At 63.9% G+C, this 13,529-nt stretch carries 13 protein-coding genes and 1 pseudogene; 3 read left to right on the forward strand and 11 right to left on the reverse strand.

Translation table 11 applies throughout. The features are described 5' to 3' along the window. From WBQ44_RS17915 to WBQ44_RS17960, 10 genes and pseudogenes are all read right to left on the reverse strand, one after another. Window positions 1–1,291 (reverse strand): SulP family inorganic anion transporter (locus WBQ44_RS17915; RefSeq protein ID WP_495568022.1); only part of this gene is annotated, 1,291 nt, incomplete at its 3' end. Continuing rightward, the gene (locus WBQ44_RS17920) at window positions 1,288–1,878 is read right to left on the reverse strand and encodes a GAP family protein (protein ID WP_495568023.1); all 591 of its coding nucleotides are present in this window, start codon (window positions 1,876–1,878) and stop codon (window positions 1,288–1,290) included. The genes WBQ44_RS17920 and WBQ44_RS17915, both read right to left, overlap by 4 nt. Next, window positions 1,868–2,002: a hypothetical protein gene (locus tag WBQ44_RS17925; RefSeq protein ID WP_495568024.1), complete on the reverse strand. Its 135-nt coding sequence runs from the start codon at window positions 2,000–2,002 to the stop codon at window positions 1,868–1,870. Before WBQ44_RS17925 ends, WBQ44_RS17920 begins: the two co-directional genes overlap by 11 nt. A gap of 36 nt (window positions 2,003–2,038) precedes the next feature. Continuing rightward, window positions 2,039–2,701: a GAP family protein gene (locus tag WBQ44_RS17930; protein ID WP_495568034.1), complete on the reverse strand. Its 663-nt coding sequence runs from the start codon at window positions 2,699–2,701 to the stop codon at window positions 2,039–2,041. A 45-nt stretch (window positions 2,702–2,746) separates the two neighbouring features. After that, the gene (locus tag WBQ44_RS17935; RefSeq protein ID WP_495568025.1) at window positions 2,747–3,235 is read right to left on the reverse strand and encodes a DUF1269 domain-containing protein; all 489 of its coding nucleotides are present in this window, start codon (window positions 3,233–3,235) and stop codon (window positions 2,747–2,749) included. Between the two features lie 138 nt (window positions 3,236–3,373). Then, entirely contained in the window at window positions 3,374–3,601 is a 228-nt protein-coding gene (locus WBQ44_RS17940) for a DUF8691 family protein (RefSeq protein ID WP_495568026.1), read from the reverse strand. Between the two features lie 117 nt (window positions 3,602–3,718). Beyond that, window positions 3,719–6,376: a winged helix-turn-helix domain-containing protein gene (locus WBQ44_RS17945; protein WP_495568027.1), complete on the reverse strand. Its 2,658-nt coding sequence runs from the start codon at window positions 6,374–6,376 to the stop codon at window positions 3,719–3,721. Between the two features lie 284 nt (window positions 6,377–6,660). Continuing rightward, a pseudogene (locus WBQ44_RS17950) lies at window positions 6,661–6,834 on the reverse strand (DUF7144 family membrane protein); the annotation flags it as partial. 50 nt (window positions 6,835–6,884) lie between these two features. Next, window positions 6,885–8,219 carry a DUF1254 domain-containing protein gene (locus WBQ44_RS17955; protein WP_495568028.1) on the reverse strand — a complete coding sequence of 445 codons (1,335 nt, stop codon included), beginning with the start codon at window positions 8,217–8,219 and terminating at the stop codon, window positions 6,885–6,887. Between the two features lie 54 nt (window positions 8,220–8,273). Further along, window positions 8,274–9,668 carry a DUF1254 domain-containing protein gene (locus WBQ44_RS17960; protein WP_495568029.1) on the reverse strand — a complete coding sequence of 465 codons (1,395 nt, stop codon included), beginning with the start codon at window positions 9,666–9,668 and terminating at the stop codon, window positions 8,274–8,276. 284 nt (window positions 9,669–9,952) lie between these two features. Between WBQ44_RS17960 and WBQ44_RS17965 the strand changes: the two genes are divergently transcribed. Continuing rightward, window positions 9,953–10,642, forward strand: a complete 690-nt coding sequence (locus tag WBQ44_RS17965) for a hypothetical protein (protein WP_495568030.1) — start codon at window positions 9,953–9,955, stop codon at window positions 10,640–10,642. Next, window positions 10,639–11,859 carry a PrsW family intramembrane metalloprotease gene (locus WBQ44_RS17970; protein WP_495568031.1) on the forward strand — a complete coding sequence of 407 codons (1,221 nt, stop codon included), beginning with the start codon at window positions 10,639–10,641 and terminating at the stop codon, window positions 11,857–11,859. The genes WBQ44_RS17965 and WBQ44_RS17970 overlap by 4 nt, the downstream gene beginning before the upstream one ends. Here the strand turns inward: WBQ44_RS17970 and WBQ44_RS17975 are convergent. Next, complete coding sequence (locus WBQ44_RS17975) at window positions 11,841–12,593, reverse strand: class I SAM-dependent methyltransferase (protein ID WP_495568032.1); 753 nt, start codon at window positions 12,591–12,593, stop codon at window positions 11,841–11,843. The two genes, WBQ44_RS17970 and WBQ44_RS17975, sit on opposite strands and share 19 nt — an antisense overlap. A 117-nt stretch (window positions 12,594–12,710) precedes the next feature. Here WBQ44_RS17975 and WBQ44_RS17980 point away from each other — a divergent pair. Continuing rightward, window positions 12,711–13,529 (forward strand): NAD(P)/FAD-dependent oxidoreductase (locus tag WBQ44_RS17980; RefSeq protein WP_495568033.1); only part of this gene is annotated, 819 nt, incomplete at its 3' end.

The raw sequence follows: 13,529 nt of genomic DNA on the forward strand, positions 1-13,529 counted from the left end.
ATACACGGTAGAGCAATAGAATCATCGAGACGCCGATACCGATGACCAAGCCCGGCAGCGTATCGAAGATCAACACGCCGAGCATCGCAGCGAGCGCTGCAAGGAAGTCGGCGCGGGCTGCTACTCCGTAGATGTCGGCAAGTCGACTGCTCCACACCCGGTACAGCCGGACGAGCGCTGCGGTGTCGACCAGTTCGATGACGGCTGCGATCACCACCCCGGCAAGCGTCGCTTCGGGGAGTTGCTCGAACAATCCCGTCAGGAACAGCAGGGTGATCACCGTCAATGCCGCGACGACCAGTCCACTGAGCTGAGATTTCGCGCCGGCGGCCCCGTTGACGGCGGTCTTGGACAGAGACCCGTTGACGACCATGCCGGAGCACAGGCCGGATCCGACGTTCGCCGCACCCAGCCCGAGCAGCTCGCGATTGGGATCGACGGTATACCCGGCTTTGGCCGCATACGTCTTGGCAGCTCCGAGCCCTTCCGCGAATCCGATCAGAAGCACTCCCACTGCGGGGCCGACAAGGTCGAGGTAATCGGAAACCCCGATTGCCGTCGGCAGTCCGATTGCCGGCAGACCGGCGTCGATGTGCCCGACGATCTCGACGCCCCTTTCCGCCAGGTCGAACAGCGCCACTGCGGCAATGCTGACGAGTACGACCAGCAGCGAACCTGGGACCAGCGGTATCCACCGTTTTACACACAGCACCGCCGCGAGGGTCAGGCCGCCGATCAGGGCCGTCAGAGCGTCGGCCTGGCCGAGGTCGCGCATCACCGACCACGATTGTTCGAAGAAATTGCCGCCGCCTTTTTCGATGCCCAAAAGCTTCGGAACCTGCCCGACGATGATGGTCAGGGCGAGTCCGATGATGAACCCTTTGAGTACGGGTTCGGAGATGAAGGAGGCGACGAACCCGAGGCGCACAAGCCCTGCGAGAAGCCCCATGATTCCGGTGGCGAGGGCGAGCACGGTCGTCAGTGCGACCGCGCGGGTGCTGTCCCCTGCAGCGAGGGGGGCGATTATCGCCGCCGAGAGCGCTGCGGTGGCCGACATCGGTCCGACGACGAGGTGCCGCGAACTCCCCGCGGCGGCATAGAGAATCAGGGCCGGGACGGCGGCGTAGAGACCGACGACTGGCGGGACGCCGGCGATGGTGGCGTACGCCAGCGCTTCGGGTACGAGCACCGCCCACACTGTGAGCCCCGCGACGAGGTCGGGGCGCAGGTACCCGATCTGGTACCCGGCCAGCGAGGTGAACAGCGAGTTACGCCAGGGTCGCTGACTCATAGGCCTTGAACCCCTTTGCTGATCTGCATGGCGGCGATGAACAGAAGAAGCCCGATGTTGAGCAGTTTGGTGTTGGTTGCGATCCAATTTCGTAGCGCACCGAGCGGGCCCGCAGCCTTCTCTCGGCGGATCAACAGCATCGCGACCGGTCCGATGACCGACGAGGCACCTATCAGGACGAAGACGAGGGCGGCGACCGCTTGTTCTGTGGGAGAGGCGGTATCGATACGTAGGGTGAGTGCGGCGGCGAGGGCGCACGAGACGTCGACCGGGTTGAGTACGAACAGTGCGAACCCGAGCAGCGCCGACCTCGGGACGCTGAACTGTTCGACGGACTGCAGCATTTTCGGCAGCTGCGGGGCCGCGTCGGCGATGTCGCTCGGCCCGCTGGCGTGGCTCATCGCCCGCAGATGGGCGCGTTCGCGGGTGTGGACGAACCAAGCGCCTGCGATTAGAACCAAGCCGATCACGATGTTCAGGAACGGGATCCACAACGGCGGTGTGCGCTTCTCGTGGACTTGCAACGCGGTCAGGATCGCGTACGAGCCACCGAGTGTGACGACGATGCCGACGAATTCAGCCGACAAGGAACGCAACACTGTTCTGGCGGGCGTGCTGGGAGAACAGGACGGCGACGACTGCAATCACGGCCAGTGGGCTCATCACGATGCCCAGCGAGACCGGAATCAGGGACAAGATCAGCGACCCCATGTCCTCCTCCTTCGACGGCTTGGCGCCGCCTGGCGCCTAGAACAATCCGCCCATGCCTTTGCCGATCAACACCACTGCAATCACAAGGATCAGGACACTCATCACGGCGGTGTTGTTGGCCTGGAGCCACTCCTTGAGCGAAGCGAGCGGCGCCGACAACCGCTGCGCTGCAACCTGGTAGGCGATCACCGGTACCGCTACGGTCGAGGCGGCAAGGATGGAGAACACCGCTACGGCGATGATGCTCTGACCCCCACTGAGGTCGACTGATCCGATGGTGACGCCGGCGGCGATGCACATCAGGAGGTTCTTGGGGTTGATCGCAGCGAGTGCGAATCCGATGGCGAGGGCTTTGCCGGCGGTCATGTCGTCGATCGCGGTCATCCACTTCGGTGCGGTGTGTTCACCGCCGCGGCCTCGCCACTGCCGCAGCCCGACCAGCAACAGCAGGACACCGAGGACGAGTTTGATCCACGACGACGCCGACGACGGCTCGTCGCCGGATCCACCGGCCACTCCACCCAGCAGGACGAATATCGTTGTGGCCGCGACGATTCCCACGATCCAGCCGGCTGCGAACCCGATGCTGGTGCTTCCGGCGCGTGTGCCGAGGAGCATCAAGATCGCGGCGATGATGGGCACCGGGGACACGGCCACACCGATGGCCAGGGGTAGTAGGTCTCCGAGGACTGTGCCCATCACGTCGCCTCCCGTCTATGGTCGTTGCCTTCCGATTTCGGAATCTCAGTCCGCGAACACCGCTCGTAGTTTCGCTTCCTCGTCGTGCGAGAGGTTGGTGGAGATCAGTTCTGCGGATTGACCGGCGAACGCCTCGTGCACGCGGTCTGGCGTCGCGTCGGAGGTGAGTACGAACAGCGCCGAGGTTCCGGGGGTGACTTTGTCCTTGATCGACGCGATGAAATCGTCGTCGATTCCGACGTCGGCGAGCGATCCGGAGAGCGCGCCCACGCCGGCACCGATGGCGGCACCGAGGAGCGGGATGAAGAACAGCAGACCGAACAGCAGTCCCCAGAATGCGCCACCCAGGGCGCCTGCCCCGGTGAGGTCGTTCAGTTGCTGCGTTTTCGGCTTCTTGGCACCGTCCGGCCAAGAGACGACCGCACCGTCGTGAACAGTGACCAGTTCCTGCTTCTGCAGGTCTCTGAGGGTGTCGACCGCGGTCTGAGCACCGGTGGCAGTGGGAAATTTCCAGACGGTCAAGGTACCGGCCATGTCATCCTCCGAGTGGTAGCTGTGATGCGTGGTGTGCGATCAGCTGAGCTGCTGACCGAAATCGACGCTAGAAGCACCTCGTAGGCGCTGCATCATCAGTTGCGGGTGAGGGCCGCGTGCCCCGGATCGCCGCCCGGTTCAGTCCGGGAGACGGCGCATTTCGACGACCGTCAGACCTAGGGTGTCGAATAGTGCGAGCACTCCGCGTAGTTGGGTGTCATCGGCAACCGGTCCGTAGAGCGCGGTGTACGCGTGTTGGCTCGGGGAAAGAGTGAATTCGGGGAACGACGCCAGTGCACGGTCGGTGAGTTCGCCGCTGACCAGGAATTCGTAGCGCATCGGCGGAGTTCGCCTGGGTACGGCCATGATCGCCCCCTTTCAGGAGTCACCGCAAAGAACGTGGGCAGCGTGTCCGCACACTCTGACGCCTCGGCGAAATCGCGTCCTCATCCGCAGGGTATGAGAGCGATACAGTGAGCGCTGTCAGAGAAGCCCGAGTTTCTCGGCGGCAGTGATGGCGTCCCGGCGATTGGTGACACCGAGTTTGCGATAGATGCCCCGCAGATGCGTTTTGACGGTGTTGATGGAGATGAATTGATCGGCGGCGATACTTTCGGTGGTGCGAAACGACGGCAACTCGTGGAGAAGGTCCATTTCGCGGGGGCTCAATCGCACCGTGGTGGTGTCGCGGTCGGGTTTCACTGCGTCATACACACGTTGGGCGAATGGTTCGAGCGAGCCGAAGCGCCCGCGATTGCGGCCCAGAATTGCGCGGACGGCGTCCGGGGTGTAGCGGAACGGTCGGAGCACCGTCTCTGGGGCAGCGCAGTCGAGTGCGCGCGTGAGCGCGGCGTATGCGGTGGGTGCGGCGCGGTCGGCGGTCAGGGCCGTCTCTTCGAGCCAGGCCCAGATCGGGGTCAATGGATGCAGCGCGGTGATCGTGCCGTCGAGGACGGGAGCGAGGGCGGTATGCGCCGCCGCGCGGCGGCCTTGGAACCGCTCGACCATCGCGACGAGCACTGCGTGCTCGGCGGTATCTCCGAGTGCACGGCGTACGTACGCGGCGTAGGCCGCGGCATCGGCAGCGTTTCCCGCGAGGAGGAACTTGTGTTGAATGTCCGGTGAGATCAGCGCACGCATGTGCGGCGCGAGAGGGTCCCGGTCGGCGGTGTGGCGGGGCCGTAGCCTGTCGGCCACGAGGTGTCCGGGGGCGGTGGTGTCGGTCAAACCGAGAAGCACACGCGCCGTTTCCCCGAGGGCTGGAACCGCGGAGCCGGTCAGCGCCGACCAGGGCGGTTCACCGTTCGTCGGCGCGGGCACGCAGCGAAGTGATGCTGCATACGCGGCATTCGCTTGCGTCAGGTGCACGGTATCGGCGGCGTCGAGTGAGTGGGTCCGAAACAGCTGCGCTGTGGCGTCGGCGGTCTCGCTCACTGATGCCAGTTGCCCCGTAAACAGGGCCAGCACGTTTCGGGCACCGAGGCAGTGCTGCTGCAGCGCCGGTGAACGGGCGGCGGCGGCCGCATGGGCGTGGGCTTGTTCCACCGCTCGCGCGGCGTGGTCGAGCTCGCCGACGGAGAGCGCGAGCGCGGCCTGATGCAGAGCGATCGCGGAGTTGATCTGGGGGTGGTCACCAATGCGGTCCGAAGCCTCGAGCTCGTGAAGATCGGTGAGCGCTGCCCCCGCCGCTTCCGGGTCAGTACGCAGCGAGATCTGAGCGCGAACGATCGCTGTCAGTGCCGCGTCGAGGTCGGTAGCTGCGCTGCGCTCGTGATCGATTGCCCCGAGTGTGATGGCTGCGGGCGCGAGCAGGCCCTGCTCGAGCTCGAGCGATGCGATCACCAATCGGGTCGCGGTGCGTGATCGCGATGCCGGGGGTGCTCGGTCGAGGAGGTCGAGGAGGTCCGGGATCGCTTGCGGGTGATGGTCTCCGAGCACGAGGTGAATAGCAGCGGATTCGATTACCGTATTCACGGTGTCGCTGTCACCGCTCTCGACAGCATGGGTGAGCGCGTTGGAGAAGCGCCGATCGTTCGAGTACCACAGTGCAGTACGGCGGCGGACGTCACCGATGATTTCTGGATTGTATCTCTGGGCTTCGGCACGTAGGTACGCGCGCATCATTGGGTGGTAGCTGTAGAAGGTTTGCGTACCGGCCTGGGTCCTGGTGATGAGAAAATTGCTGTGCGTCAACGCTTCCAGGATGACGAGTGCCTGCGTGGAGTCGGTCAGGTACAGCGCCTGCGCGGCGGTCACCGTGTCCGGGATGGCCGTGGTGATCAGTACTCGTTTGGTGGCAGGAGGAAGCGAGGTGATGAATTCGTCGACCAGATAGTCCGACATCGCTCGGTCGGTGCCGCCGAAACGAGCAAGGGTGCCCGCGGGATCGGTGCTGCGCACTGCGGTGAGCGCGGCGAGCGCCAATCCTGCGGCCCATCCTTCGGTCTTGGCCATGACAGCGTCGAAGACATCAGCAGTGGTGTCGAGCTCGTGACGCGACAGCAACTGTCGTGCTTCGAGTTTCGTGAAGTCCATCTCGTCGGCAGTGATGTCGAGGACCGATCCCGCTACCCTCAGCCGCGTGAGCACCAACGGCGGTTCGAATCTACCCGCGAGCGCCACCCGCAGCGATTGGGGTGCCCATCGCAGTAGGGTCGCGAGTTCGTCGAGCGCGGCCGCCTCGTGGAGCAGGTGCGCATCGTCGATCACCAGGCACAGGGCTCCCGCGGTATGAAGTACCTCGCCGATGAGGGGATTGATGTTGCGGTCTGCAGCGCTCCCCAGTAGGGGTACCTCCTGCGCCGCTTGAACCAATGCCGGGCTGCCGGACGACGCGGTGAGGGCGGTCGTGACCGCGGCGCGCAGAACGTGCACGTCGTTGTCGCTCTCGTCGATGGTCAGCCAGGCGACGGGCATCTGCGCGGACGCCGTCAGCCGGCGCACCCAACTCGACAGCAAGACCGTTTTTCCTGATCCTGCCGGTGCGGTGATCGAGATTATCCGCGTGTCGGCGGTCTCGGTTAGGACGGTATCGAGTAGTTCGTAGAGGCGGGGGCGCTCGACGGTGGAGCGGGCGGAGAACGGCGGCGGCATGGAGCGACCACGATGGATCGCGATGGCGCCTGGCGTGACTGCAGGCATCGGCACCGTCCCCCGACTGGAATGGTGTACGGGAACGTGATCCGTACAAGGAGAAACTATAGAACACATATCCGTTCGGCGGGGACCGTAGCGGCACCGTTCCCGCAGGTCAGACAACCGTTTTGGGATCGAGTCCTCGTTCGGCCAGAAAAGCGGGATGAACGGTCGGTTTTACTCCGTCCGAGCGTGCGTTTACACCGGTACCAGTGTGCTGGCAGCCACCGATCAACAGACGAGCAGACGAGCAAACGAGCAGACGAATACTGGTGTTAACGGACTCGGTGCTAACGCCCGGGCTGTGAGTCCCACGTTACGACCGCCCAGATGACGATCAGGTCGAGGGTGATGATCAAGTTCGACCAGAGCGGGAAGTACGGCAGTCAAAGGAAATTGGCGGTAATGGACAACGCTGCCATGACGATAGCGGCGGCGCGCGCCCAGGTCGCGTCGGTGAACAGGAGGATCGTGCGCCAGCCCATGGAAGCCGCGATTTCCCAACGCCTGTTGGTCAATCGGTCTTTACGAGTGCTGGGACCACGAACCGTCGATCGAGGACGGAGGCGTCGGGTTCGTACATGCGCAGGACGGGCCGGAAGTCTCCTGCCGGTGCGGGCAACCAGTTGGCGGCAGCAATCTCGTCGGAGGGCTGCCCGTGACTGATGGTGATGGTGAGTGATCCGTCGTCGGCGTAGCGGACCCCGGGGGTGCGGTCGCCGATGGAGTAGCGGTCGATCGGGTTGTCGACGAGGAAGAAGTCCGGAATGGAGTACATCGTGAGCGACCAGAAGGCTCCGACGGGCGGCGTCGGGTCCAGATGCAGCGTGTAGGTGTTCGAGCCGTCGAGCTGCTCGCCTCGGTCGTCGACATAGGTCATGATGTACGCCGCTTCGTACGGATGATTGCCCCACAGGCCACCTTTCGCGGCGGCCGCGCGTTCGACGATCCGCAATTTCGGGTCTGCGATCTTGAACTCGGCGTCATCGATGGCACCTATCTCGAAGAAGTCCAGGTTGTAGTCGAATGCGTGGAACGTCAGTTTCCAGCCGTTCACCTCTGGGCTCGACCCCGAGGTGAGGGCCATGTCGAGCGCGGCCTTGCCCTGCGTCAGACCAGCCGTCAAAGTCCTGCCGAGATCGCTGGTCGGATCGGTGTACGGCGAGTCGCCTTGCTGCGTGATTCCCAACGGCGCGAACGACTCCTGCAGACCCCGATCGCGTTCGGCCGGAGGAAATGCCGAAGACCACAGCCGGAGTTTCTCGTAGAACTCCAACTCGGGTGCAACCGCCGGTTCGGGTACCGGTAGCCCGGTCGGCTGGGCAGCGGGGTCGTGCGGGGTCAAGGTGGTGGCATCTTGCAGAGCGTGGACTGCGGCGAGGTCGTCGCCGGTGCATGCCCAGCGCCCCACGATCGACGCCACCGTCGTGGGGAATTCGATCGTGGTGGTTCCGTCGGGTACGACTCCGTTCCATCCCTGGGGTACCAGCAGGAAGGTGCCGGCGGCGGTGCCGGTGGAGCGGTGACCGACGTAGGCGAAGTTGTTCGTCCACGCGTCGACGAACTGGAGGACGTAGTAGCGGCCGTCGGTGTCGGGGACCTCGAGAGTGAGAGGTCCGACGCTCAGGTCGATCTGGGCCATCGAGTAGACGGTGTCGTTGTTGATGGTGACGAAGGTGTCGGCCGGTCCGGCGAGGGTGCGGGCGTGGGAGAAGGTGTTGAACGGGGCTGCGGGGTTTGCGCCGACACCGTCTTCGACGTAGCGGTTCATCTGGTCGAGATCGAACACCAGCGGGAAACCGTAGATGTAGGCGAGTGCCGCAGGTTCGAGGTCAGGATGCTCTGACATATGTTCTCCTGCTTGTGGAGTCGACGCTGGTGCGGTCGGTGAGCTGTTCGACATTTAGGGCGTGGTTTCGACGATGTCGCCGATCTTCCAACTGCGGTCGAAGTAGGGTTCGAGCGGGCCGTAGAACCGCAGGTAAGTGAACCAATGCTGTTCGGGGAGCGTCTGTATCCAGTTCGATGTACCCGCTGGTGGTGCGTCGGGACCGAAGTGCAGGTCGACCGAACCGTCGTCGTTGTAAGCCAGGTCAGCATCTCTCGATCCCCGATCGCCGCGCTGCTGGTCGTTGTCGATCAGGCAGCGAGTGCTGATGGAGTAGACGGTGACCGACCAGAACAATTTCGCGGGCGGATCCGCGGGCACGTGCAGCGTGTACGACCGGCCGCCGTCGAGCCACCGCCCTTTGCAGTCGGTGTAGCACCCGAGATAGGCCTGTCCCATTCCCGGCGTTTGACTCTTCATAGCTGCCGAGAAGCTGACTGCTTCGTAGAACCACGCTGCGCGTTCGAGCAACTGATCGTAATGCTCCACGCGCTGACTGGAATTATCGAGCGCCAGCACCAGATCCCATTGCCGATCCGGCCAGTACGCTGCATTGTCGAATCGCTTGGCAAAGGTGTTCGCCTGTGCCATCAGCTCCCCCGCCTCCGCGGCCCTCGCGAGGATGGCGGCTATTCGGTCATCTGGTGCGAAGGGTTTGCCCTTCTCGATTCCGAGCGCAGCGAGCATGGCCAGGTAGAAACGATCCCGTTCGTCGACGACTTCGCTTTGGTAGATCTCGTGCAGTCGGACCCAGTATTCGATTCCGCGGGGCTGGTCACCGGACCAGGGTTTGCCCTCGTGTGAGACCACCGACGTCGGTGCAGGATTGTCTCTCTCCGAATACGGATAGATTTTCACCCCGTTCACCAATGCCTGCGAGCGCACCGGGTCCGGGTCGAGGGTCCGGAAGCCGAACATTATGTTCATGCCGCTGGAATTGTGGACGTAGAAGCCGTCGACGTCTGCCGGCGCGGCAGTGTCCGGCGGGACGATGATGTGCCTGCCGCCTTGCCCCTTGTCCGGTCCCATCTCTCCCATGACGCCGACTTCTCGTTGCCAGAAGTCCGAAAGACCTCCGGCTGTCGGCCCGGGTGGCAGTTCGACCACCAGCGGGCCGCTCACCGCCAGGTCGAAGAAGTTCAGGATGTAGGGCGTGGTGGCATTCGCCGTGATGAGACCCAGCCTGTCTCGGTAGGTGACGTAGTGGACGATGTCCGATCCCGTCGCACCGAACGTCTCGTAGTGGACCTTCTTCCATTGTGCATACGACACCAATGGCAGTGCCCACAAATACGCTTGGCAGGCCATCTGATAGTCGAGTTCGTCGAAGATTGTGGAGATCGAACGACGGTCGGGCAGCTCGCGAACACGATCGATGCTGCCGAGTGCTCCTGGAAGTCCACCTGACATGGCAACCGCCCTTCCGTGCTCGTGCGTTTCGTACGTGCACTGATTCACGCACGCAAGCCCGGTCGGAGCTTCATCCGTGCCGGGCGATGGCCACCCGGGTGCATTCTTCAGAGGGTTCGACATCTCGAATCGACCGAAGCTGACTTCACCGCAGCCGCCGGTGGTGACTGTCGAATGGACCGGTAGCACCGTCCGCCTCGACCCGCATGGACGGACTGCGCAGTTTAAGCTCAGGCGAGCGTGACCCTGCGCTGCGCCACTCAGCACCTGCACGAGGAGTTCTCTTGTCATCGACGTCGCCGACCGCCTCGGTCAACGACAACGGCCCGGCACCTACGCCTTCCGCCGTTCCACCCTACGAGCCGCCGGAGTCCTGGATACCCGCCGATCAACGGAAATTCGGGCTCGACCGTCGTACGATCGTCCCCGGTCTCGCGGTTCTGATACTTGCCGTAGTCATTTCGTTCGCACCAAGCCTCGTCGACGACGGGATCGACTACGACGACCCGGTCCGGTCCGGCGACGTGATGGCACTCGACAAGGGCGTGGCGTTCACCCCTGCGGTGGGATGGAACATCACCGACGGTGTGCGCGAGGGCGAACCATTGGCGGGTGGCAGTTACCCGTCCAGCGCGGGCTTGTCCGAAGCTGGTGTGACGTTCGGACTCCAAGTGGCCGACTTCTCCGGAACGCCCGATGAACTGCTCGATCAGATTCGCGACACGCAGGACGCCTATGGGATCGAATCCCCGGTGGTCGAGAACGAGACGGTAGCAGTCACCACCAGTGACGGCCATCGCGGTGTGATGGCCAGTTACGACGGCCCGAACATCGACGGCGTGATCGCGGCTTTCGTCGGGGACGAGGTGGGGGTCGAGGTGGTCGTGGTGTCCCCGACGACTCACGACAAGCAGTCGGCACTGGATGTGGCACAGATGATCGAAAGCATCACCATCGCGGAGGAAAACCAGTGACCACGGACCAGGGAAATCATGCCAAGGTGCACGAGGACGGCCGCACAGCCGAGCTTATCGATGCTCAGCTCGATGCCATCGAAATGTCCGGTCGCGCTCGCAAGTTTCAACTCTTCCAGCCTCGTAATCTCTGCTGGTGGGTGTACGTCGCCATGGTCGCCTATGGGGTGCTGAGCATTCCGACGGTTTTCGCAGCGCCGGTTCACGCGTTCGGCAGTGCCATCGCAGGGTCGGTTGTGCTTCTGTTGATCTACGGCGCAGTGCTGTGGTGGTTCACCCGGCACATCGACCGCTACTCGCCGATCTCGGGCAGTCTGGTTGCTACAGCTATGCTCTGGGGCGGAGCTGCAGCGACGTTGGGCATTGCAATTTGGGCCAACACTCCGATCATGTCGTTGTACGCCAAAGCGTTCGGACAGAACTTCGCAGCAGACTGGGGCGCCGGCCTGACCGCGCCGTTCGTCGAGGAGATTTCCAAAGGCCTGGGCGTGGTGTTGTTGATGTTCCTCGCCACCCGCGTGATCCGAACTGCATTCGACGGATTCGTCGTCGGTGCGTTCGTCGGCCTCGGTTTCCAAATCTCCGAAGATCTCCTCTACGCCTTCAACCAGGCCGGCGCAGACTTCGGAGTCGGAGCCAGCACCTTGGCTTTCGAAACTTCGATTGTCCGAATTATCACGGGGCTATCGGGTCACATCGCGTTTTCCGCGATTTTCGGAGCGGGACTGGTCTACCTCATCGGGCGGCGCGGCGAACCGCGTAACGCCCTTCGTGGGCTTGCTCTGATGGGTCTGGCAATGCTGCTGCACGGGATCTGGGACTCACAGCCCGCACTCTTCCGGATGTCGTCGACGGCGGGAAGTCTCGCCGTAACAGGCATTCTCGTCATCGCCTATCTTGCAATCGTCATCCTGGTGTTCCGAATGGTGGTCGTCCGCGAACGCGCTCTGCTCCATGACATCCTCGCGCCCGAAGCCGCCGACGGTGTTTTGGGCGGAGACGAACTGGCTGCGATCACCGGCGATGCCAAGCACCGTCGCATGTTCCGCAAGGCGCAGGGCGGCCGTTCTGCGGTCCGCCGCGAAAAGTGGGTCACCGCGGCAGCGAGTGACCTCGCCGACCAGATCGCCCTCGCCAGAGGACTCGACACCGCGGCCGTGCAGTTCGCTCGGTCCGAGGTCGTGCGCCTCCGGCAGGGTCACCCGACACCCAGCTGAACGCCCCGTTCTATTCGAACGATCCCCAGCTGCTCGTCACCGACCGCAGTTGCGCGTAGATCGTGTTGTGCAAGTTCGGAATCGATGGCAGCGAGGTCGACTACGTTCCAGAGATATTCCACGTCTGCGGCGTCGATCTCGTTGCCGTCCTCGCTCGTCCGGTAGGTCATGTGCCATTTCATGGTCGCGTCGTCGATGCGTTCCGCCCACGCGGAGCCGTGGTACGTGCGGTGTCCGACGCGCACGTGCGCCATCTCGAATTCTGGGACGGCGGAGGAGGTGGTTGGTTGCTGGAGGTTGATCACGGCGTACCCCTGCCGACGTAATCCTGCGGCGATCACCTTCCAGAGCTGTTCTCGTGCTACGCGGTTCAGGTGTCCGAGCGTGTTCATGACGGCGAATGCGTCGAAGGTTTCGGGGAGTCGCGACGCCGGGAAGGGCCGGTTCTCGATCGTCACCCGCGAGCGCAGGTCGGGGTCGGACGCGACGCGGTGCAGCAGGACGGCTCGAAGGTGACTCGACGGTTCGACCGCCACGATGCGCGCGGTCGGCGCGGCACGTGCGATGACGTCGGTTCCGAGTCCGGTGCCTGCCCCGAGTTCGACGATGGTGCTGTGTTCGGCGAGGCCTGCCAGTGCCTCGGTGACACCGGGCGTCAGGTGCTGCCACATCCCCGCGCTGAGCAAATCGAGGTGGTCGGCGGATCGGGCGTACGGGTCTGCATACGCGTGCACGTGGGTCCTCTCGGTCAACCGGTCCGACCCGCAATGAGTCGGTTACCATCGTCGATAACGACAATCACTTCCAATAGTAGCGGGCGGTCCATCGCCTGCTGATCGGAGCTCGCTGTTATGTACGACGTTGTCATCGTGGGCGCAGGCGTTGCCGGACTCAGTGCAGCGCTGGTGCTCGGCCGTCAGAAAAGGACGGTGCTCGTGGTCGACGGTGGCCGCCCGCGCAATGCGCCTGCCGCGGAGATGCACATGTACCTCGGCCGCGACGGGGGCGCACCGGCCGACCTGCTCGCTGCCGGGCGCGACGAGATCGATGCCTACCCCACCGTCGAGCGGGTGTCCGGTCAGGTCAGCGCGGTGGGCGGGGTCGACGGCGCTTTCGAGGTGACGATCGACGGCGGCGCGCCGCTGCAGGCCCGCAAGCTCTTCTTCGCGGTCGGCGTTACCGATGTCCCCTGGGGAATTCCGGGGCTGGCCGAACGCTGGGGTTCGGGGGTGTTCCACTGCCCGTTCTGCCACGGATACGAAACCGATGGCCTCACGATCGCCGTGTTCGCCAATGGCTCGGACGCCGGTCTGGGTGCTTACGTCGCAGACAGATACTCCGACGATGTAGTGGTGTGCACCAATGGCCCATCCACCATTCCTGATCCGCTACGCGCCATGCTGGACAAGGCGGGCGCCCGGGTGGTCGAGACTCCGGTGCTTCGTATCGACGGTGAGCAACCCACGCTGACAGTGCATTTCGACGACGGATCCGTTCTCGAGCGCCAGGCCCTCTACCACCGCGCGCCGACGACCCCGAACACCGCGCTCACCCGCGCTTTGGGCTGCGAGCACTTCGACGACGGGTGCGTTCGGGTGGACGAGTTCGGCAAGACGACCGTTCCCGGGGTGTCCGCGGGCGGCGACGCGGCGCACCTCGCCGCCGTCCCC

The organism is Rhodococcus sp. (in: high G+C Gram-positive bacteria) (genome assembly GCF_049591685.1).
In the GTDB taxonomy this organism is placed as follows: Bacteria; Actinomycetota; Actinomycetes; order Mycobacteriales; family Mycobacteriaceae; genus Rhodococcoides.